Here is a 20,405-nt window from a genome sequence, read left to right on the forward strand (position 1 = left end):
GCATGTCGGGTGATTTCTGGCTGCCGTCCTCGCGCACACGGAGGCAGCAGCCGGTGGTGTCGGTGCGGCCGTCCGACGATGCCCCGCCCCCCGATGCCGAATGGCCCACGAACATCCCGGCCGTCGCTCAGGTGATGCGGGAAGGGCTCGGACTCGACCCGGGGGTGACGTTCCTGGTGGGCGAGAACGGCAGCGGCAAGTCCACGCTCGTCGAGGGCATCGCGATCGCGTACGGACTCTCGCCGGAGGGCGGCTCCCGTCAGGCTCGCCACCGCACCCGGCCGACCGAGTCGCCGCTGTCGGACTGGCTCCGCCTGCAGCGCGGGGTCGGCGCCAACCGCTGGGGATTCTTCCTGCGCGCCGAGACGATGCACTCCTTCTACACCTACCTCGAGGAGAATCCTTCGACGAGCGGGCCCGATGTCCCCTTCCACGAGATGAGCCACGGCGAGTCGTTCCTCGCGCTGTTGGAGAGCCGGTTCGACGATCCGGGCTTCTACTGCCTCGATGAACCGGAGGCCGCACTCTCGTTCAACTCCACGCTCGCACTCATCGCCGTGCTCCGCCGCATCGCCGACGACGGCGGTCAGGTGCTGTGCGCGACGCATTCGCCCGTGCTCGCTGCACTTCCCGGCGCCCGCATCCTCGAGGTCGGCGACTGGGGCGTTCGCCCCGCCGAGTGGGACGATCTCGAGATCGTGAACCACTGGCGCTCGTTCCTCGACCGCCCGGAGCGCTACCTGCGGCACCTGCTCGATGACGGTGAGGTCGTAGGCTGACGGGCATGACCGACGAGAAGGCGCCGCGCCGGCGCGGGCGCCCACGGGGTGGCTCCGACTCGCGCGATCGCATCATCGCGGCGGCGGTCGACGAGTTCGGTGAGCAGGGATACGACGGGGCGACGATCCGCTCCATCGCCGTGCGTGCGGGTGTCGACTCAGCGCTCGTGCACCACTACTTCGGCACCAAGGCCGATCTGTTCGCCGAAGCGGTCGGCATACCGCTGCGCCCTGACATCGACGTGCCCGGCATCATTGCCGGACCTCGCGGAGAGGTCGGCGAGCGCCTCGTCCGTTACGTGCTCGAAGCCTTCGAGCAGCCGGACATCCGTCGTCGAGGCGTCATGCTCATCCGCACCGCGATCGGCAGCCGCCTCACGACGCCGCTGCTCGCCGGCTTCCTCTCACGGGAGCTGATCGGCCGAGTCGCGAAGGCGCTCGGAGTACAGGATGCCGAACTCCGCGCGACGCTCGTCGCCTCGCAGATCGCCGGGCTGCTGCTGACCCGGTACGTGCTCAAGATCGCGCCCATCGCCGCGGCATCCGTCGATGAGCTCGTCGGCCGCATCGGCCCGACGGTGCAGCGCTACCTCTTCGACTGAGCCTGCCGTCCCGGCATCCGCCTTCCGTCCCCGCATCCGCGTGCACAACTTCGGAGCAGCCGCTCGACGCGCCGGTACAGGGGTGCTCGTACCGGCGTGGCGTGAGCCGTGGTCCGCAGGTGTGCACGCACGCCGGCATCCCGTTGACGAGATCCGACCCGAAGCGCATAATTCATCACATGATGAATAACGTGGCCGTCGAGATCGCACAGTTGCATGTGCGGCGTGGGCGCACGCACGTCTTCGACGGGATCGACTTCACGATCCCGCGGGGTCAGATCACCGGCCTGCTCGGCCCGTCCGGATGCGGCAAGACCACACTGATGCGCTCCATCGTCGGGGTGCAGAAGATCGCATCCGGCGACGTGACTGTTCTCGGCGAGCCGCGGGGATCCCGTCGGCTGCGGCATCGCGTCGCCTACGGCACGCAGGGCGCATCGGTGTACGGAGACCTCAGCGTGCGCCAGAACCTCGCGTACTTCGCGTCGCTGCTGAAAGCGCCACGATCCGACGTCGACCGGGTGATCGATGAGGTCGGTCTGCGCGCTCAGAGCGGACAGCTGGTCGACTCGTTGAGCGGCGGCCAGGAGAGCAGGGTCTCGCTGGCCATCGCCCTCATCGGATCGCCGGAGCTCGTGGTGCTCGATGAGCCGACCGTCGGCCTCGACCCGCTGCTGCGCGCGGAGCTCTGGGAGCTGTTCCGTGGCCTGTCCGACCGCGGCGTGACCCTGATCGTGTCGAGTCATGTGATGGACGAAGCACTGCGCTGCGATCGGCTGCTGCTGATGCGCGAGGGCCGGATCATCGCCGACACCACCCCGACCGCTCTCCTCGAGGACACCGCCACGGCCGACCCGGACGCCGCGTTCCTGGCGCTGATCCAGCGCGATCGCGACACGAACGAGAACACGCGCCGATCGCGCCGCGAAGCCCGCGACCACCACCGGGAGGTGGGGGAGTGAACGGCCGGCGGATGCTCGCCACGGCCGGACGTGTGCTCGGGCAGTTACGGCACGATCCGCGGTCCATCGCGCTGATGCTCATCGCCCCGAGCCTGCTCGTCGGGCTCTTCGCCTGGCTGTTCAGCGATCAGGACGGCGTCTTCGACCGGATCGGAGGCGCGATCCTCGCGCTGTTCCCGTTCGTGGTGATGTTCCTGGTCACATCGATCACGACGCTCCGTGAACGCAAGTCCGGAACGCTCGAGCGCCTCATGACGACGCCGCTGGACAAGGCCGACTTCATCCTCGGGTACGCGCTCGCGTTCGGTTTGATGGCTCTCCTGCAGGCGGTCATCACCGTCTCGTTCGCGGTCGGCGTGTGCGGGCTCGACGTCGACGGGCAGCTCTGGCAGTTGGGCCTCGTCGCGGTCGTCGACGCCCTGCTCGGTACCGCGCTCGGACTGCTGGCGAGCGCGTTCGCACAGACCGAGTTCCAGGCGGTGCAGTTCATGCCGCTGCTGGTGTTCCCGCAGATCATCCTCGGTGGACTGTTCATGCCGCGCGACCAGATGCCCGACGTGCTGCACGCGATCTCGGACTGGCTGCCGCTGAGTCACGCGATCGACACGATCAACGCGGTCACGGCGGGCGAGGAAGGCGGGGAGGTGTTCGGTCCGCTCCTCATCGTGGTGGCGTTCGCGGTCGGGGCGCTGGTGCTCGCCTCGCTGACGCTGCGGCGTCGCACGCCGTGACCCCCGGCCGGGCGTGCACAATTCAGCAAGAACGCGCCCGAACCCGGCTGGGCGGTCACTTTTTCGGGGCGTCGGAGCAGAATTGGAGGAGTTGTGCACGCCAGCTGCCGGTCTCAGCGGGCGGCGCGGCCCTTCGTGTGCCGGGTCGGAGCGGCGGCCCACGGATCTTCCGGCCACGGATGCTTCGGGTAGCGGCCCCGCATCTCGGCGCGCACCTGGGCGTAGGGACCGGACCAGAACGACGTGAGGTCATCGGTGACGGCCAGCGGCCGCCCGGCCGGGGACAGCAGGTGGAAGAGCACGGGCACACGACCATCGACGAGCCGGGGCGTCGCGGCCCATCCGAAGCATTCCTGCAGCTTCACGGCGACGACCGGCCGGGCGTCCGGATCGTCGGGAGGCGGGTACGCAATGCGGATGCGGGATCCGCTCGGCACTTCGAGCCGTTCCGGCGCGAGCTCGTCGAGGCGCGCCGCCGCAGGCCAGGGCAGCAGTCGGCGCAGCGCGGACGTCAGATCCAGTCGTGCCGCAGGGGTTCCACCTGCCAGCGCATCGAGTTCCGGCGCGAGCCAGGCGTCGAGGCCGGCGAGGAGCCCGGCATCCGACACGTCCGGCCACGGCGATCCGAGCTCGCGGTGCAGCAGCGCCAGACGGCTCCGCAGCTCCGCGGCCGAACCTGACCACGCGAACATGCCCAGCCCGTCGCGCTGGAGCGCCCGTCGCACGGCATCCCGCCCGTCTTCCACCGACGCACGCACCGGCGCCGAGGAACGCAGGATCGCTCCCACGCGCCGCTCGCGACGTGCCTGGATCCGACCTCCGACGAACTCCGCCTCGACGCGGTCGGTGATCAGGTGGCTCGCCGCCTGTCCCATCTGCACCTCGGTGAGCACTGCCGCCGAGCGGACGATCGCCCCGGAGCCGGCGGCCGCGCGACCTGACGCCCGCGCGACATCGGCGATCGCGAGCCACTCGACCGCCGCGAGCGGACCGCTCACCCCCGCGCGGGTTCCCGACGCCAGCAGGAACGTCGCCCCGGCGGCGGTTCGCTCTACACGCCGGGCCACCCGCTCGGGGAACGCCAGCGCGATCACGAGCCCGACGCTGTCGAGATCTGCGCGCACACCCGGCGCCGGCGTCGTCATGCGCTCGAGGCGATCCGCATCGCTGCGCCACCGCCGTGCCTCCGGCGTCCGCCCACTGCGGAGGGCGATGAGCGTCTGCGCGACGTCGGAGTCGGCGGTGCGCACGTCGCCGCCCAGCAGCGCGACGACCTCGGCGGCGAGTCGAGCACCGACCACCGGGCTGCCGTCGCGAAGCGCGCGGGCGAGCCGCGGATCGGTCGGGATGTGAGCCAGCGCGCGGCCCTCGTCCGTGACGCGACCCTCGTCGTCGATCGCGCCCAGGCCGTGCAGCACGGAGATGGCATCAGCCAGGCTGTCGGCGGGAAGCGGATCGATCAGCCGCAGACCGGCCCCGCCCGGCGCGCCCCAGCAGGCGAGCAGCAGGGCGGCATCCGCGAGGTCGCTCGAGGCGACCTCGGGAGTCGGGCGCGCGGGGGCCGTGGCGTAGGTGCGCTCATCGACGCAACGGACGACGGTTCCCGGGCCCTGGCGGGTGGCGCGGCCGGCGCGCTGCACGCACGATGAGCGGGATGCCGCGGTGGTCACGAGCCCCGTCATCCCGCGTGCCGTGTCGCGCTGCGGAGCGCGGGCCAGGCAGGTGTCCACCACCAGCCGCACGCCCGGCACCGTGAGCGAGGATTCTGCGAGCGAGGTCGTGACGATGATGCGGGCCTGCTCTCCGTCGCGACGGCCGCGGATCACGGCATCCTGCTCGGCGGCGGGCATCCGACCGTGCAGCTCCCGCACGTCGAACGCGCTCGTCGCATCGCGGATGCGGCGTGCGATCTCGGACACCTCGCGCGCGCCCGGCGCGAAGACCAGCACATCGGCGGCAGGGTCGTCACGGTGGAACTCCAGGGCGGCGGATGCCGTGGTGCGCGCGACATGATCCAGGAACGCCCAGGTGACTCCGCGCTCGTCGAGGCGGGGCGCGGGGCTCGGCGCCCAGCGCTCGGTGAGCGGGAAGGCGGGGACCTCGTGGTCGACGACCGGGGCAGGCTGGTCGTCCGTGCCGAGCACGGCGGCGATGCGCGTGGCATCGAGCGTCGCCGACATCGCGATGAGCACGAGGTCGTCGCGCAGTTCGCGCACCTCCGACAGCAGCCCGATCAGGAGGTCGGTCTCCAGCGCGCGCTCGTGCACTTCGTCGATGATCACAGCGTCCACGCCTGCGAGGCCCGGGTCATCCAGCAGTCGGCGCAGCAGCACCCCTGCCGTGACGAACTCGACGCGAGTGTCCCGTCCGACCGCGCGCTCGCCGCGGACGGTGAACCCGACGCGGGTGCCGAGCGGCGACCCGTCGAGTTGCGCGAGCCGCCGTGCGGCTGCCCGGGCGGCGACGCGGCGCGGCTGGGTGACGATCACGCGGCCGGTGGAACGCGACGCGAGCAACGGCGGTACGAGCGTGGTCTTGCCGGTGCCCGGTGGTGCGCTCACCACCGCCGACGTGCTCGTGTCGAGCGTCGTCGAGAGCTCATCGACGGCGGCCGCGAACGACAGACCAGCGCCGATCGTGGCGAGGTCGAAGGCGGCGGGCGTCATCGTCCCAGTCTGCCCGGTCGGGATGGGACTCGGCGGGCCCCGGTGGGCCGCGGCACCCCGGCGCCCCGTGCACAATTCAGCAAGAACGCGGCGGATCGGGGCCGCGCGGGCCGATTCCGACCGGTTTCCCGAAATTCTTGCTGAGTTGTTCACGCGCCACGGCCCGCACACAGCGGATGCCGCGGCCGAATCGGCCGCGGCATCCGCTGTGACTGGGGGGTTCTACTCGGCGGCCGGCGCCGGAGGGGCGGGCGGCGGCGGGGTCGTCGGCGCGGAAGCGCGCTTCGCAGCCGGTGTCCTGGTCTCGGCGACGCCCGCACCGAAGCCGCGGCCGACGGCCTGGGCCTGGATGATGCCGGCCAGGTCGAGGCCCGTGGCCGAGTGGACGCTGTCGAACACCGAGCGCAGCGCCTTCGCGCTGTCGGCGCCGACGACGCTCGAGGCACCGTCTTCGCCGGAGCTGCCGATGATCGACACGTTGCCGATCGCCGAGTAGCCCTTCGCGAACTCGGCCATGATCGACGGCAGCACCTCGAGCACGCGCTGCGAGAGGAACGCGTCCTGGTTGGAGGCGATGGCCTTGGCTTCGGCCTCGAGTGCGGCGGCGCGGGCATCACCCACGGCTCGGATCGCGTCGGCTTCGGCGGATGCCTGCAGTCGACGTGCCTCGGATTCGGCCTCGGCCTTCGACCGCAGCGCGTCGGCTTCACCGGTGGCGCTCGCGACGGCTGCAGCGGCCTCACCGGCGGCGCGGGCCTTGTCGGCCTCTGCCTGCTGCTCCGCGATGCGGGTGCGGGCCTCGGCCTGCTTGACCTGCTCGATCGCCGCAGCTTCGGCGGCGCGCTCGCGCGTGTAGAGCTCGGCCTGGGCGCGGGTCTCGGCCTCGTACCGCTGCGCGTCGGCGACGCGCTTCACGTCGGCGTCGAGCTGAGCCTGCCGGTTCTCGGCCTGCTGCTGCAGAACGGCTTGCTGTGCCTGCTCGCGGGCCAGGTTCTCGGCCTGCTCCGCCTCGGCGCGCGCGCGACCGATGCCGGCGTTCGAGTTCGCGGTGTTCGTGTCGAGCGCGGTCTGCTCGATCAGGTTGGCTTCCTGGTTGGCGATGTTCTTCTGGTTGATCGCACGGTCGGCGTTGGTCTGCGAGATCTCCGCGGACTGACGCTTGGCCTGGATCTCGGGGGCACCGAGAGACTGGATGTAGCCGACCTTGTCGGTGATGCCCTTGATCTGGAACGAGTCGAGGATCAGGCCCTGTTCGGCGAGCTCCTGCGAGACGTCGGCGGCGATCTGGTCGGAGAACTTCTTCCGCTCGCGCATCAGCTCGACGACCGAGAGCGTGGCGACGATGCCGCGGAGGGCACCCTCGAGCTGCTCGGTGGTGAACTGCTCGATGGCCTTGTCCTGCGAGGCGAAACGCTCGGCGGCCCGTCGGACGAGCAGGGGGTCGGAGCCGATCTTGACGATCGCGACACCGTCGACGTTGAGCGTGACGCTGTCGAGCGACTGCGCCTCGGCGTTCAGCGAGACCTGGCGTGAGCGCAGGGAGATGATCTCGTGGCGCTGCGTGATCGGGTTGACCAGCGACTTGCCGTTCACGATGACCGTGACGGGCGAGTCCTCCGATTCGGAGCTGGGCGAGCCGTCGGCGGCGATGACCGTGCGCTGCACCTTCTGCTTGCGGCCCGAGATGACGAGCGCCTCGTCGGCGCGGGCGACCTTGATCCAGCTGCGTGCGAACAGCAGCAGGATCAGCAGGACGACGACGAGGATGGCGGCGGCTATGCCGACGATGACGAGGATGCCGACGATTCCGGCGATCTCCATGGGTACCTCCCTGGTTCCCCCCGAGGGGTGGGACGCGCGATGCTGCGCGTCTCACGGTCCACCCTGCCAGATCGGCGGGTCGCTGCGTTCCTTCCAGGAAGAACTACCCGCGGCGGAGCTTCTCGGCCAGGTCGCGCAGGGTGCGGAGCTCGTCGTCGTCGAGGCGCGACATGCGCTCGGCGATCGAGCGGCCGTGGACCGTGGCGAGCGCGCGGAACGTGCGGGCTCCGGCATCCGTCGCTCGGATCAGCGCTCCGCGGCCGTCGTCGGGATCGGGGCACTTGGCGATGAGGCCGCGGGTCACCATGCGGTCGACGAGACGCGAGACGCTCGGCTGGCTGATGAGCATGTTGGCGGTGACGTCGCGCAGGCGGGCGGTCATTCCGGGCGCGCGGGTGACGGTGAGCAGGACGTCGTATTCGGCCTGCGCGAGTTCGCCGTGCTCGAAGTCGGCGTCCATCTCGTGGAACAGTTCGTGCTGCGCGCGGAACAGGCTCTCCCAGGCCTCCAGGGCGAGCTTGCGATCGGTCATGTTCACAGAATAGCGGGACAGTAAAGGGCCGGTCGGAGAGGCTCCCGACCGGCCCTTGTCCCTTGCACCAAGAGTGTCCTGCAATCACATGCGGTGAGTGCCACAGCAAACATTCACCGTGTGATCACTGTATAACGGCGAGGTAACGAATGCAACGGTTTGGTCACGGAAACTTCTGGAATGCTGTGCGAGTGTCCTGTCTCACCGGATCTGTAGAAATCTCACCTACCTGTAGATCGTCTCACTGGAGTTGTAGATTCTCACCCGAGTTGTAGCTCGGCGGCGTGGTGTCGGTTCCGCGCCAGACAGCGGAGTAGTTTTCCCGTCAAGTCAGGACCCGCACCGCGGAAAACCTCCGCGGACACCGGGGCCGAACGGAGTCCGCAATGACGCTGACAACCAACTGGCTTCAGGCGATCGATGGAACGAACGCCCTGGCGGCCACAATTCGATACTCGCTTCACGGGTTCGCCCGGGAAACGACACCGGCGGACGCCGGGTCGATCGCCTTCGAGGAGACGGCCCCCGTCCGGAAATTTCCGGACTACCCACACAAGCGGAACGTCGAAGGCCGCTTCTGGCTCGCCTCGACGGGCCAGCACGTCCCGTTTGAGTCGTTCTGGGAACGGGCGTTCTTGATGAGTCTCGATCGAACCCGGAGCGCTGAGGTGGTGTCGAGTCAACCGATGTGGATTCATTGGCGCACCCCTAAGCGCCGCCATGCCCCCGACTACTTCGTTCGTCGCAAGGACGGCACCGCGCTGCTTGTCGACGTCAGGGAGAGGTCAGAAATCGAACCGGAGGACGCGGCAAAGTTCGAGCTCACCCGGAGAATGGCAGCGGCTCTGGGATGGGACTACCTCGTGTTCGATGATCTACCGGGAGCGACCCAACAGAACCTGAGGTTTCTGCTGCGCTACCGCGACCCGCAGTGGCTTGATGGCGTGGCTCTCAGGGACCTGCCGGAATCCGGAGCGATTCGACTCATCGACCTCGTCGCGCTCCTGGGTGACCCGCCAAACAGTGCACTTGGAGCGGCATACGCCCTCATCTGGTCTGACGTCGCTCGATGCGATCTCAGCCGTCCGCTGAGCATGTCCGCCGCGGTCAGATTCGGGGTAGACCGATGATCGTCCATCCTGGCGACTTGGTGAGATGGAACGATGAAGACCTGCAAGTCGTCGCTGTCCGGGCGACTTACACCACGCTACGCAACCCAGAGATGGGCGAGGATCTTGAAGTACTGAACGCCGATCTCGCTGAACGCGGCGAGCCCGCAACAGTGCGGTCGACGACCGACGTGTTGGATTTGGGCATCCTTGACGAGCTTCCGCCCGCCGACCGCAAAGTCGTGGACGTGTGGCTCGAAGAACTCGACAGACTCGCGGACCTTCTCGAAGGCGGGATGAAGAAGACGCCCGCCTACCAGGTGGCCGTCGACAATGTGAATCGTCGACTTGGAACGGACTACAACGCGATCAAGGTGACTCGGCAACTCGCCGCTCTCGACGAGTTCGGAGTCGCCGGACTTCTCGACCGACGGCGGTTCGGGATGGCGGACCGGCCCCGGTCAACACAGGATCCGCGACTCCTCGAAGCGATCGTCTCTGCGATGGATGGACAGACTCGAGCGTCGACCGGCACGGCAGACCGTCTGATCTGGATCGTGGAGAGGGATCTCGAAACCCGGTACGGCAAAGGCGCGGTCGAGGTGCCGAGCAGGGCGACGATCTATCGCCTCATGGAACGCTTGGAAGCCGGACGGCATACTTTCGGAACAGCACGAACACGCAGAACGACAGCAAACCAACCCAGCCACGTCTTCGGCAACCGGACCGGGATGCGCCCCGGCGAACAGGTCCTGATCGACACCACTCCGATGGAGATTCTCGTCGATTGCGATGGGGAGCAGGTGCGTCCTGACCTTACGATCCTGCTCGACGAAAGCTCTCGGAGCGTTCCGGGCGCGATCGTGACGATCGGCACGCGCAGCATCGATCTCGTTGTCCTGCTCGCCCGCGCACTCGTCCCATACGCCTACCGACCCGAGGGTGTTCGCGCCAACCGTCGAAATATCGCCCAAGCCTGGGTGGGAGACGACGACCTCATTGCGCAGCGCTTCGAGGACGCACGCGACGCGCAACAGTACATCTTCCCCGAGACGATCACCACCGATCGAGGAGCCTCTTATGTGTCGAGACACTTCACCGATGCATGTCGCACACTCGGGATCTCCCTGAACCTCGCGGCGGCATACACGCCTACCCAAAAGGCAAAGATCGAGCGCATGTTCCGCACGATCAAGAACCGCTTCACCCAGTACGTGGTCTCGTTTCTCGGCGAAAGCGCCGACATGCGCGGCGACGAGAGGTTCCCGACCGATCGGCTGCTCACGCTCGAACAACTGCAGGAGCTGCTCGAAGACTGGATCGCTGCAATCTGGCAGAACCGCCCGCACGGCTCCCTCCGGGATCCACGCCACCCGAAATTCAAGCTCAGCCCGAATCAGATGGTGAGCGCATACCGACAAGCCGTCCCCGAGCTGCTGATCCCGCTCACCGCCGATCACTACATCGCACTGCTCCCAAAGAAATGGCGCGGAATCCATCACTACGGAGTGAACCTCGACCTCCGACGATACGACTCCGAAGCGCTGGGCACCCTGCGCAACAAGCGGTCGCCCGACCGTCGGCACGCAGGCCAATGGCCGATCCACGTCGATCCCTACAACCCCATGATCGTCTGGCTCCAACTCGAGGACGAATTCATCCCCCTCAGCTGGCGATCCCCGTACTCGAATATGCCGATGGCCGATGAGATCTGGCGAATCGCACGCGCACAAGCCGAAGCGCGCGGTGAGGAAGCACCGACGAACGATGACCTGAACGAGGTACTCCGCCGCTTCATGAGTGCCGGTAACAAGTCCCTGACCTCACGCGAGCGTAAGCGTGCGAAGTCGAACATGACGGACCCTCTCGGGATCACCAACCAGCTGGCGACGCTCTCTCCAACACCTACGGGGCCGGAGCAAGAGATCGCGCCAATCAGAAGCGACGACTCGACCGAAGAGGCTCCATCCAGCTGGCCGGTGGCCCCTCCCTTCGGGCTCACGCGCCAGGCGGAAGGGAACTGAGTGATGTTCGACGAGTTACTCGCCCAGTTCGACTTCGATGCCCCGACGGTGAACTTCGACTACACGACAAAGGAAGGGTGGCGGGAGTTCGTCGAGTTCGATGCCCCACGACCTGCGCCTTGCACCATGAGCGTGTATGAGGAGATGGCGACATCGGACCGAGCTATCTACAACATCGCTCGCGAGCGCTTCATGTCGGTGGGTGCTCGTATCGCCACACCGTCACTTCGAAGGTTCGTTGCGGCGGCCAGCAGTGCGATGGCAGACAACCGGTCGCCCGACGCGAGCAAGTCCGGGGTAGTCATCTCCGGACGACCCAGTATGGGGAAGACGACGGCCGTCCAAGAATTCGGGCGAGCATATGAACGGGCTCGGCGAGAACGGGCAGGTACTCGAAGGAAGGACCTGATCCCCGTCGCCTTCGCTCAGGTGCCTACGCACGCGACCGAGAAGACGATGATGAAGAAGCTCGCGGAGTTCTACGCGCTTCCGTTCTCGCAGACAGCGTCCTACGAGACCCTGCTGAGCCGGGTGAGCAACGTGATGCGGGCATGTGAGACCGAGATCGTCATCATCGACGACATCCATCGCCTCGATCTGCGCTACCGCGCGAGTGAGCAAGCGGCGGATGCGCTCAAAGAGCTCTCGGAACGCTGCCCCGGAACGATGATTTACGCCGGCGTGAATGTCGCACAGAACGGGCTCTTCTGGGGGTCGCGGGGTGAACAGATCATGGCCAGATTCGAGACTGTCCAGTTCGACGAATACGACATCGCAACAAACGAGGGAGCCGCGGTCTGGGGAAGAGTGCTCACTGAGCTCGAAGACTCTCTCTGCCTCATCCGTCAGCCTGAAGGCGACATTCTGAGGATTGCCGCGGAGCTTCGTGAGATCTCGCGAGGATCGCTGGGCCGCATGGCCAAGGCGATTCGGCGTTGCGCTCGCGATGCGATTCGTGATCGTTCCGAACAACTCGACCTGGACCATCTCCTGGTGGTTCTCGAGACGATACGGCGGCTCGAAGATCGCGTGGCCGATGAAGCGGCACAGAGCACACGACGACCACGAGGGCGACGGGTGAAGGCTGGCCGATGAGAGTGTTGCCGGCGACGGTCAGTCCCTTCCCGGGCGAAACCGTGACGAGCCTCTACAACAGGCTCGTCGAAAGCAATTCCCTGACGGCCGGAGAACTCTGGACCGCCATCCGCAAGTCGGAGCAGGGACTTCCGTTGCGGACAACACCGGAGGCCGCACCCGACGTGGTCGCTCAACTCGACGATCTGCCAGTGGACTGGTTCGACCGAGATGACACCACCAACCGACTCTTCAGTCGCTGCATCCACAACAACTGGGCCCACGCGCAATGCGCGCGCTGTTCCGCGCTGCCCAAGCCGGTCACCATGTGTCGGCGGTGCGCGGGCGGTATGCGCGTCGAGGTCCAGGCCCGGGCCGGCGCCTTCTGCGCACGCCACGAGCGTTGGCACTACGACGGACGCGACGAGGCGATTCGGATCCCAGTCGCGTATGCCCGCGCTGAAAGATGTTTGACAGGAACTCTCTGGACGCGTGGGATCGGCCTCGACACGGGCGAGATCGAGCTCGCTTGCGAGATCATTTACGCCTACCGTGAGCTCGTCGACGACGCTCCCTCCATCGGCGGTACCGACCAGCAGTTGCGTGACTTCTATCCTGAGGCTGTCGAACTGACCGCATTCCTCACTGCGCCTTCGATGCAGGCGTTCCTTCGCAATAGGCAGATCGGGCACCTTCCCGTCGCCGCGATGGTCGAGGCAGCTGCGACGGCAGTCGCGTCGCGATCGCGGAACCGCCTCAGCTCCGTGCATGGGATGTTTCAGGCCTCCGGTCGCGAACTACGACTGGGCGATTCAGCAACCAAGCCCATACGGCACGGGCGTTACCTTGAGATGGGGGCACTTGGTGTCCTCGTCCGTGACAGTGTCCCTCGCATTCGAGCAGTGTTTCTGCGCCACGACGATGCTCGTCGTCCGCTGCCGACGCGGCGCGACCGACCTCCACGCCATCGATAGACGAGATGCGTACCCTGCCCATCTACCTCGACCCGGTGCCCGCCGAGACAGTCAGCGGGTATATCGGGCGCATCGCCCATACGCACTGCCTGGAGGTTGGAGAGATTCGCCGCATGCTGATTCGAGAAGCGGGGCGTTCAACGTGGAGCGAAAACGATCCACGTGTCACGGTCGCGCTCGTGCGGCTATGCGGCTTGCCCGATGACGCATTCGAGGTATCGTTCGAGGATCACGGGATGTGGACTCGCTGCGGTCATCCGCGCTGGAAGCCTCAGAAATGCTCGCGGTGCCGTACGCTTCCCGAACCACATACTGCCTGCATGGAATGTGCTGGTGGGCTGACAACCACTACCAGAGCGAGAACTGGGCCTCTCTGCCTGAGGCATGGCCGGTGGACGCTTCGCGGACTGGACATCAAGGTTTCTGTTGGGGCGTCCGCGAGCCGCGCGGAACGGAACCTGCGTGGACCACTGTGGGAACGCGGCATCGCCTTGCATACCGGCGAATACAACCTCGCGACCGCAGCGGTACTCGCGTGGTCCCAAGGAAGCGACGGTGACACGTTCCTCGAGGAGCGGGCCCAAAGGCTCGGCCTACCTGCACCGACTACGTTTGAGGAGGTGATGTTGTGCGGCTATCCCGAAGTAGTGAGAGTTGTCGAAGTCGCTATGAGCCCACGAATACTCCGCGGCGTCCTTCAGGTGTCGCGATCGGCACTACCGCAGATCGATGGCTTCGCGAACGTCATCGCAAATGCGCTGGGTGTAACCGTAAACGAGCGGCTGCACGACTGGGCGGGCGCCGTCATCGGGCACGCGCACCGCGCGGTCCTCTACGCTGCAGGGCTCAGGCGAACCAAGAGCGCCAAGAACGCTCTATGCCCGCAAGATCGCGCGCTCATCGTCGCGTCCGGTACTCAACGGGCATGCCTGCTCCGACACGTCTCGCCACGAATACTGGACGGACTCATGCGAGGCCACACTGAGGGCACATCACGACTGAGCGTGACCCGAAGATATCCCCTGGAACCAGATGAGTTGGCTCTGTCGTAACTCACCGGCTTCGAAGGTCGGGAGCACCTTCCGGAATCAGTTCGGCGAGCGGAATCTCGAGCACCTGTGAGAGCGCGAGCATCGTTCGCAGCGTCGGGTTCGCCGGGTTCCCGGGGCGTGACTCGCCCTTCTCGTACTTCTGATAGGTGTATCGGGTGAGGCCCGACCTGTACGCCACATCTTCCTGACTCAGCCCGGCACGCTCGCGCGCAGACCGAAGCGAGGTCGCGAAGCGCTGGGAGTAAGCGCTCCACTCCGCTTCAATCTCATCGTTCCGTCGGGGCACCTAGCAAGCGTCTCGACGGGCCACTCCTCGTATGGCCTAATCGGTATGGCATAATTCGGAAGGCCATACGAAACAATCTCGTCCTCGTCGGATCTCTCCGCTCTCCCCTGCACGTGTGCTGCCCATCCCGATGACAGGCGGTCGCGTCGCGGGAAGGCCCGTGCGAGCGACCGCGATTGTGATGGTTGAGATGCTCGAGTCGTACCCGATCTGGTGGCAGGAAATCGACTCGCCGCCGCCAGCTGAGTGGGTCCTCCTGTTCGAGGACTTCACCGGTGACGACACGGCAGAGCAATGGGCGCTGGCTGCGGCGATCTTCATCGCTCAGACTCGTCGCCGCACGGCGGCCGGCCCCACATTCGCTGAACTGTTCACATATCTTCTGCCAGACACCGATGGGCTCCCCGGGCCCCTGCCACGAAACCTGGACTTCATGCAGCGGCGTCGCGCCGTCGCGGGCTTTCGCGGCCATGCGGCGATCGAATGGCGCCGTCGAGGAATGATCAGCTTCGACAACGGCGTCATGCGTAGCCTGCGCGTTGGACGCGAGTTCCGAGAACGATCTCGGCGTCGCCAGCAGTCCCGAGAAGCCGCGCGCCACCAGCACGGAACCCCACGGGAGACGAGCTCTGAGCTCCGGAACATGGATACATTCACGAAGAGAGAGTTGACATGACCGCAGAATATCCTCCGGAACTCCATGGGCTCCTCAAGCGGGTCGCTCCCGGCTGGCCCGAACTGCTGGAAGTCCGGGCCGGCTGGCACCCGCTGCTCGCGAGACTCGATGCGACGCTGTCAGTCATTGCCCCGAACTACGTCGTGCAGCAGGTCAAGTCGAAGTTTGGCGCCCTGTGCTTCTATGCCGACCCGTCTGATGACCTGTCGAACTTCGATGGGGCATTCGCGGACGCGGTGCGTGCGGCTGAGTGGGAAAGCATCGAGACGTGCGAGGTATGTGGCGCGCCAGCGCGGCAGTACGTGATCAGAATGTGGGTCTCGACACTCTGTGAATGTCACGCCGCCGAGGGGAGGCGGGACGCGGGCTGAAGATCAGTCAGAGCCAGTTGGAGCTTCAGCGGTTCTGATCAGTGCGCTCGAGGACGGCGGCGATTTTATCGACGTCCTCGAGCGTGAGACCCACACGTTTGTTCGGTCGCACGACGAACGAGGGAACCTCGGTCATTGCGGTGAGCCGTCGTGCGGCATCTACTGGCGCACGGTCGTCCGCCCAGGCGACGGCGGAGGGCTTCATGTCGCGCACGTATGAGATCAGGCTTTGCAGTCGCCAGCCGTGTTTCGGCCAGTTCTGCCAGGGCACGTAGGGGCCCGGTAGCTTGCCGCGAAGAGGTTCCTGGATGAGCCACGCGACTTGATCGTGAGGCCACGTTGTCAGCCACGCAACGACAATCTCAGTACGCTCGACGAGCGCGTCGAGTGCATCGACGACGTCATCGTCAACGCTCATCCAAGAACGCCATCCTCGCTCGTTCTGGTACAGCGCGTATTCGTTCTCGCGATAGATCCGAGAGATGGTTCCATCGACGTCGAGCACGAGAAGCCTGCGATGCGCATGGCGAGCCGGTGCTGTCATGCTGGGGACTCCTTTGGGTCACTACGTGCTGGTCCCGCGAGGAACGTTCAGAGCGGGGCGTCCCAGGTTGTGAGCGTGAGCTCGACGCGCTCATCCTCCAATTTGTCCACTGTAATGCGAGCGTAGTTTCCGGACTTCAGGCGGATGCAGACACGGCCATCGAGGCGATGAGGTTCAATTGATTTCGCGGGCGCATACCCGGTAGCGACGGCGCAAGACTCATAGGAGGCTTCTCCTTCGGGAAGTTGGAGCACGTCGATACCCCACAGCGAGGTGAGGACTCCGTTTCCGAACTGAAGGGTGTCCTTCTGGATCCGATCAGCACCGTTTCCGAAGTTGGCGAGCGTCGAGTTCAGATCGATCGAATCGCCGCCGGCGGCCAAAGTCACGGTGCCGATGTTGCGCGCATCAGGCACCTGCTCCGGCGGGATGCTTGGCGGGAGCGCAGCCAGGAGTTCCCGGTTCTCCGCGCGGAGGCTCTCGATAATCTCCTCGCGATCAGTGAGCAACGCCTCGGAGGACGCCACATCTTGGTGAAGCCCATTGATCGTGGCGTTGAGATGAGCAACGTCGGAGTTCAGATTGGTCACCCAGACGCCGAGCGCGATGCTCACGATCGGCGCCACGACGGCGAGTGAGTTCGCGATCACGCCGAGAACGCTGGAATGGCGACTGAGTCGGAGATTGCCGCGCTCGACACGCAACGGATTCAAGGTCGTTTGAGGCATGAATCGCATACTGGGTCCGGCCACCGACATCGTGACCGTCGCCGCTGACTGCCTACATAAACGATCACCCCATGAACACCGCTGCGAACACGTCACTCCGCGTCGATTCTCGCTCGAGCGACCTCCTGCACCCGCCTGGATGGCGCAAGATGTAGACGGGAGGCGATGACGATGAATCTCTACCTCGTGAGGAACCGTGACGGCGTGCCTGTCTGGGTTGCGTTCGAGAGCGACGAAAAGCGCCTGTACACCTACGTGCAAAATACTGGAAAGTTCCATCTGAACGCCGGGCTCTATCAGGACTTCTACTTCGACCACGAGATGACGTACGAACTAGTCGATCAGCAGGCCGCTGAGGCAGCGATCCTGAGCGGAGTCGGCCGCCGCTACGAACGCTCGTTCATCCACATCATCGCCCGCTATCAACGGGATCCGGATGCCCTCTCACCGCAATCGGTGCTCGGTCATGTTCTCGAGCCGCTGGTGGCGTCAGACCAACTCCCAAACAAACCGACGCCTGCGTCAAACGACATCCGATACGGTGAGGAACACACCGATGGCTGAGGAGCAGCGTGCAGTACAACCTCGAGCAACTCGGACCCACGGGCTTCCAGGATCTCGCTGCCTCGCTCGCGGTCGCTGAGTTCGGTCCGAACGTTCAGGCGCTCGGACCGGGACGTGACGGCGGCCGAGATATGGTCCACACCGGTCGCACTGTGTGGACCGCCGACGACGGTGCGCACGCAGATGCCTGGGACGGTTACACCGTCTTTCAGGTGAAGCACAAGCACCAACTGGATGCGAAGCCTGAAGACAACGCATCCTGGCTGAGATCCGAAGTTGGCAGGGAACTCGAGCGCTGGGCCAGTCCGACTAGCGGACGCGACCCAGTTCCCGACTACATGGTGATCGTCTCCAACGTACGGCTCAGTCCCTACCCCGGCAGCGGCGGATACGACGGCCTCCGCTCGGACATCGCCGCCTTCATCAACCAATTCGAGGACGACAGTCGGGACATCGACGCCGCCGCCACAAACGTGCGGCTCAAGAAGCTTGCACGGCTTCGCAAGATTCGGGGATGGCAATTCTGGGACGGCAACCAAGTCGAAAAGCTCCTCGCCGCCCACGCGTCGGTACGGCATTCCTTCCCCGCATTTCTCACCGCAGCTGATGTGTTTGCCAACCTCAGCCAGTTCACGAACAACCTCCCTGCTGCGGAACTCGAGCCGGCACTGCGCTCGCATGCGCGGTCGGCGCTCACTAGCGACGGGCTCATCTACTTTGACGAGGCGGGAGGCAGCGAGGGATCGGGGTTCCCCGTCCACGAGCTCGCCACTGACCTCCCCATCACGACCCCCAGCGGCGAACTGCACGTCAGCGCGATCGGGTATGTCCTCGATCGTGCCGAACACATGCTCAAACCTCGAACGACGATGCATCAGCGGCCCCGCCACATGGTTGTGACGGGCGCCCCCGGAAATGGTAAGACAACTCTGTCGAAGTTTCTCGTGCAAGTATTCCGTGCTGCGATGCTCGACGGCGCGGCAAGCTTGAGCCTCGATCAGAAGCGAGTGATCGATGGCACACGCGCCGCGCTATCCCGACTAGATCGATCTCTCCCGCATCACCGCCGATGGGCGATGCGAATCGACCTCGCCGAATATGCCCAAGAGGGCGGTCTGATCACAGACTCAACCCTCCTTCGTTGGATTGCCCAAAAGGTCTCTGCCAGGTCGAATCACGGCGACATCCAGCCTTCGCTTCTGAAAAGCTGGATGACCCGGTGGCCTTGGTTCCTGGTCCTAGACGGACTCGACGAAGTCACCGAGCCGCACACGCGCAAACGCCTCATTCAACAGGTCACTGAGTTCGTCGACGAAGCGGAAGCTGACAACTGCGACACCTTCGTCGTGCTCACAACAAGACCCGTGGGCTACACAGAACAGATCGCACCAAACCACTTCGAACGAGTCGACCTCGACTACCTCCGATTAGACGAAGCTCTTCGCTACGGATCTCTGGCGATTCGAGTTCGCCTCGGCGGCGACATCGAACGCGTCGAGCGTGCGCTCCGCAGGCTCCGGGAAGCAGCCAACGACGATTCCCTCAAGAACCTGCTCCGCACGCCACTGCAGGTCTTGATCCTCACCATCATCGTGGAGGCATCTGGCCAACTGCCCCCAGACCGCTTCAGCCTGTTCTGGAGTTACTACGAGACCATTTTTCGGCGCGAACGCGACAAGCCTGGTGACTTTAGTTACCTCCTTCGCGAACACGGCACTCAAATCCAGCAACTGCATGAGCGAATCGGGTTTGAGCTACAAGCAAGAAGCGAGATCGCCCAACACTCCTACGCGACCCTCACCTATCCAGAGCTCCGAGAAGTCGCTTGGTCAGTCCTCGAGGACGAAGGTTTCCGCCCCGCCGGCAAGGATGCTGACCTCCTGACTCGGCTCCTCAACGCGGCGACTCACCGCCTGGTGCTGATCGCGCCCCGAGGCAACGAAGGATATGGCTTCGACGTCCGCTCCCTCCAAGAGCTCATGGCAGCAATGCGACTCACAAACGCCGAACCCGAGACGGTTCACGCGCGCCTCAGACAAGCGGCCGCGAGTCCGCATTGGCGAAACACTTGGATCTTCGCGGTCGGGAGGATTTTTGCCACCCCACAAGGCCATCAGCACGCTGCCGTCGTTCAGCTCATCAATGAGCTCGACCGCTCCTCTCCAGAACGGCTAGGCAACGTTGTACCCGTAGCGCCCAGGTTGGCACTCGAGATCGTCGATGACGGCATGGTGCGATCGATGCCGAAATGGCGAGCCAAGTTGGTGACACACGGTCTGCAGGTCCTACAGGAACCCGTCCCCCGGGACTTGCTTTCTATCGCGCGCATCCTCCTGAGGTATGCAGATCTCAGTGACGACCAGACCGCGGAAGTCTCAGCTGGCATAAGGCGAGCCCTGGACGGCGAATCCGTTGCTTCTCGCGCCACCGCGCTCGCCCTGCAAGAGCAGATTCCAGCCCTAGCGGAAGAGATGAGTCTTGGCATCCGAGCGAAGGGGCTTGCCCGGGTGCTGAAGACACCAAACGCGAAACTCGGAAGGTTGCCACGAGAACCAGATTGGGCCGCGTTCGACGAGGAGATCCACACCGCTCCTGTCGCCCCCGCTGTCGTGGCGGTGATTCAAGAAGCTGCGGATGGGCTGCGTAACCTCCTCGTGGGCATCCCGGATGATCATGCGATGGAACAACTGGTCGAGGGCCTACACACGACGGAATCCTCCGAAGTGCTGCAAACGGCGCTTCAACACGTCACCGAAAAGTCGAGTGTCTTCGTCGAGTTGCGCGACCACGTGCTGCCGACGGTGAATAGGCAACCCATCGGCGACTCTCTTAGATGACAGCGTGAGTCCGTGCAAACGGGCCGCGCTGGTAGTAGCAGTGTCGGAGGTGTGGGGTTCAATGTTCCCGTGG

Annotated in this window: 19 protein-coding genes; 13 read left to right on the top strand and 6 right to left on the bottom strand. The window is 65.4% G+C overall.

The window, feature by feature from the left end; translation table 11 throughout:
• Window positions 1-2 precede the first annotated feature (2 nt).
• The 4 genes from V5D55_RS09935 to V5D55_RS09950 all read left to right on the top strand — a co-directional run bounded on the left by V5D55_RS09935 (window position 3) and on the right by V5D55_RS09950 (window position 3,074).
• On the top strand, window positions 3-779 hold the full coding sequence (locus tag V5D55_RS09935) for an AAA family ATPase (protein WP_435742448.1): 777 nt from the start codon (window positions 3-5) through the stop codon (window positions 777-779).
• Window positions 780-784: 5 nt separating this feature from the next.
• Complete coding sequence (locus V5D55_RS09940; protein WP_435742450.1) at window positions 785-1,381, top strand: TetR family transcriptional regulator; 597 nt, start codon at window positions 785-787, stop codon at window positions 1,379-1,381.
• Window positions 1,382-1,560: 179 nt separating this feature from the next.
• Window positions 1,561-2,343 carry an ABC transporter ATP-binding protein gene (locus V5D55_RS09945; protein WP_435742452.1) on the top strand — a complete coding sequence of 261 codons (783 nt, stop codon included), beginning with the start codon at window positions 1,561-1,563 and terminating at the stop codon, window positions 2,341-2,343.
• A complete protein-coding gene (locus V5D55_RS09950; protein ID WP_435742455.1) occupies window positions 2,340-3,074 on the top strand; it encodes an ABC transporter permease in 735 nt (244 codons plus the stop codon). Before V5D55_RS09945 ends, V5D55_RS09950 begins: the two co-directional genes overlap by 4 nt.
• Before the next feature lie 113 nt (window positions 3,075-3,187).
• On the opposite strand, the gene hrpB is transcribed toward V5D55_RS09950, so the two are convergent.
• From hrpB to V5D55_RS09965, 3 genes are all read right to left on the bottom strand, one after another.
• Window positions 3,188-5,740 carry an ATP-dependent helicase HrpB gene (gene hrpB, locus V5D55_RS09955; RefSeq protein ID WP_435742457.1) on the bottom strand — a complete coding sequence of 851 codons (2,553 nt, stop codon included), beginning with the start codon at window positions 5,738-5,740 and terminating at the stop codon, window positions 3,188-3,190.
• Between the two features lie 222 nt (window positions 5,741-5,962).
• Entirely contained in the window at window positions 5,963-7,561 is a 1,599-nt protein-coding gene (locus tag V5D55_RS09960) for an SPFH domain-containing protein (protein WP_435742461.1), read from the bottom strand.
• A 103-nt stretch (window positions 7,562-7,664) separates the two neighbouring features.
• Entirely contained in the window at window positions 7,665-8,093 is a 429-nt protein-coding gene (locus tag V5D55_RS09965; protein WP_435742463.1) for a MarR family winged helix-turn-helix transcriptional regulator, read from the bottom strand.
• A gap of 386 nt (window positions 8,094-8,479) precedes the next feature.
• On the opposite strand from V5D55_RS09965, the gene V5D55_RS09970 reads away from it, so the two are divergent.
• Genes V5D55_RS09970 through V5D55_RS09990 form a run of 5 tightly spaced genes read left to right on the top strand, consistent with a single transcriptional unit; the run spans window position 8,480 to window position 14,326 of the window.
• Entirely contained in the window at window positions 8,480-9,223 is a 744-nt protein-coding gene (locus V5D55_RS09970; RefSeq protein WP_435742465.1) for a TnsA-like heteromeric transposase endonuclease subunit, read from the top strand.
• A complete protein-coding gene (locus V5D55_RS09975; protein ID WP_435742467.1) occupies window positions 9,220-11,226 on the top strand; it encodes a hypothetical protein in 2,007 nt (668 codons plus the stop codon). The genes V5D55_RS09970 and V5D55_RS09975 overlap by 4 nt, the downstream gene beginning before the upstream one ends.
• A 3-nt stretch (window positions 11,227-11,229) precedes the next feature.
• The gene (locus tag V5D55_RS09980; RefSeq protein ID WP_435749283.1) at window positions 11,230-12,321 is read left to right on the top strand and encodes a TniB family NTP-binding protein; all 1,092 of its coding nucleotides are present in this window, start codon (window positions 11,230-11,232) and stop codon (window positions 12,319-12,321) included.
• Window positions 12,318-13,274, top strand: coding sequence for a hypothetical protein (locus V5D55_RS09985; protein WP_435742469.1), 957 nt, complete (start codon window positions 12,318-12,320; stop codon window positions 13,272-13,274). Before V5D55_RS09980 ends, V5D55_RS09985 begins: the two co-directional genes overlap by 4 nt.
• 5 nt (window positions 13,275-13,279) lie before the next feature.
• Window positions 13,280-14,326, top strand: a complete 1,047-nt coding sequence (locus V5D55_RS09990; RefSeq protein ID WP_435742471.1) for a TniQ family protein — start codon at window positions 13,280-13,282, stop codon at window positions 14,324-14,326.
• A 1-nt stretch (window position 14,327) separates the two neighbouring features.
• On the opposite strand, the gene V5D55_RS09995 is transcribed toward V5D55_RS09990, so the two are convergent.
• Window positions 14,328-14,612, bottom strand: a complete 285-nt coding sequence (locus V5D55_RS09995) for a helix-turn-helix transcriptional regulator (protein ID WP_435742473.1) — start codon at window positions 14,610-14,612, stop codon at window positions 14,328-14,330.
• A 181-nt stretch (window positions 14,613-14,793) separates the two neighbouring features.
• Here V5D55_RS09995 and V5D55_RS10000 point away from each other — a divergent pair, with 181 nt between their 5' ends.
• Window positions 14,794-15,288 carry a hypothetical protein gene (locus V5D55_RS10000; RefSeq protein WP_435742475.1) on the top strand — a complete coding sequence of 165 codons (495 nt, stop codon included), beginning with the start codon at window positions 14,794-14,796 and terminating at the stop codon, window positions 15,286-15,288.
• The gene (locus V5D55_RS10005) at window positions 15,285-15,659 is read left to right on the top strand and encodes a hypothetical protein (protein ID WP_435742477.1); all 375 of its coding nucleotides are present in this window, start codon (window positions 15,285-15,287) and stop codon (window positions 15,657-15,659) included. The genes V5D55_RS10000 and V5D55_RS10005 overlap by 4 nt, the downstream gene beginning before the upstream one ends.
• Window positions 15,660-15,684: 25 nt before the next feature.
• Here the strand turns inward: V5D55_RS10005 and V5D55_RS10010 are convergent, their stop codons facing one another.
• Together V5D55_RS10010 and V5D55_RS10015 are read right to left on the bottom strand one after the other, a co-directional pair.
• Window positions 15,685-16,203, bottom strand: a complete 519-nt coding sequence (locus tag V5D55_RS10010) for an HAD domain-containing protein (protein ID WP_435742479.1) — start codon at window positions 16,201-16,203, stop codon at window positions 15,685-15,687.
• 47 nt (window positions 16,204-16,250) lie between these two features.
• Window positions 16,251-16,931: a hypothetical protein gene (locus V5D55_RS10015; RefSeq protein WP_435742480.1), complete on the bottom strand. Its 681-nt coding sequence runs from the start codon at window positions 16,929-16,931 to the stop codon at window positions 16,251-16,253.
• A gap of 171 nt (window positions 16,932-17,102) precedes the next feature.
• Between V5D55_RS10015 and V5D55_RS10020 the strand changes: the two genes are divergently transcribed.
• Window positions 17,103-17,495, top strand: a complete 393-nt coding sequence (locus V5D55_RS10020) for a hypothetical protein (protein ID WP_435742482.1) — start codon at window positions 17,103-17,105, stop codon at window positions 17,493-17,495.
• An 8-nt stretch (window positions 17,496-17,503) separates the two neighbouring features.
• Complete coding sequence (locus tag V5D55_RS10025) at window positions 17,504-20,332, top strand: NACHT domain-containing protein (RefSeq protein ID WP_435742484.1); 2,829 nt, start codon at window positions 17,504-17,506, stop codon at window positions 20,330-20,332.
• The last annotated feature ends 73 nt before the right edge of the window (window positions 20,333-20,405 follow it).

This window comes from Microbacterium sp. PMB16, from assembly GCF_051294855.1.
GTDB lineage: Bacteria > Actinomycetota > Actinomycetes > Actinomycetales > Microbacteriaceae > Microbacterium.

Excerpts from the sequence above, each read along its gene's own strand:
- V5D55_RS09990 (WP_435742471.1), top strand. The coding sequence starts at position 13,280 with ATGCGTACCCTGCCCATCTACCTCGACCCGGTGCCCGCCGAGACAGTC.
- V5D55_RS09970 (WP_435742465.1), top strand. The coding sequence starts at position 8,480 with ATGACGCTGACAACCAACTGGCTTCAGGCGATCGATGGAACGAACGCC.
- V5D55_RS09985 (WP_435742469.1), top strand. The coding sequence starts at position 12,318 with ATGAGAGTGTTGCCGGCGACGGTCAGTCCCTTCCCGGGCGAAACCGTG.
- V5D55_RS09935 (WP_435742448.1), top strand. The coding sequence starts at position 3 with ATGTCGGGTGATTTCTGGCTGCCGTCCTCGCGCACACGGAGGCAGCAG.
- V5D55_RS09960 (WP_435742461.1), bottom strand. The coding sequence starts at position 7,561 with ATGGAGATCGCCGGAATCGTCGGCATCCTCGTCATCGTCGGCATAGCC.
- V5D55_RS10000 (WP_435742475.1), top strand. The coding sequence starts at position 14,794 with ATGGTTGAGATGCTCGAGTCGTACCCGATCTGGTGGCAGGAAATCGAC.
- hrpB (WP_435742457.1), bottom strand. The coding sequence starts at position 5,740 with ATGACGCCCGCCGCCTTCGACCTCGCCACGATCGGCGCTGGTCTGTCG.
- V5D55_RS10020 (WP_435742482.1), top strand. The coding sequence starts at position 17,103 with ATGAATCTCTACCTCGTGAGGAACCGTGACGGCGTGCCTGTCTGGGTT.
- V5D55_RS09945 (WP_435742452.1), top strand. The coding sequence starts at position 1,561 with ATGATGAATAACGTGGCCGTCGAGATCGCACAGTTGCATGTGCGGCGT.
- V5D55_RS09980 (WP_435749283.1), top strand. The coding sequence starts at position 11,230 with ATGTTCGACGAGTTACTCGCCCAGTTCGACTTCGATGCCCCGACGGTG.
- V5D55_RS10010 (WP_435742479.1), bottom strand. The coding sequence starts at position 16,203 with ATGACAGCACCGGCTCGCCATGCGCATCGCAGGCTTCTCGTGCTCGAC.
- V5D55_RS09975 (WP_435742467.1), top strand. The coding sequence starts at position 9,220 with ATGATCGTCCATCCTGGCGACTTGGTGAGATGGAACGATGAAGACCTG.
- V5D55_RS10005 (WP_435742477.1), top strand. The coding sequence starts at position 15,285 with ATGACCGCAGAATATCCTCCGGAACTCCATGGGCTCCTCAAGCGGGTC.
- V5D55_RS09940 (WP_435742450.1), top strand. The coding sequence starts at position 785 with ATGACCGACGAGAAGGCGCCGCGCCGGCGCGGGCGCCCACGGGGTGGC.
- V5D55_RS10015 (WP_435742480.1), bottom strand. The coding sequence starts at position 16,931 with ATGCCTCAAACGACCTTGAATCCGTTGCGTGTCGAGCGCGGCAATCTC.
- V5D55_RS09965 (WP_435742463.1), bottom strand. The coding sequence starts at position 8,093 with ATGACCGATCGCAAGCTCGCCCTGGAGGCCTGGGAGAGCCTGTTCCGC.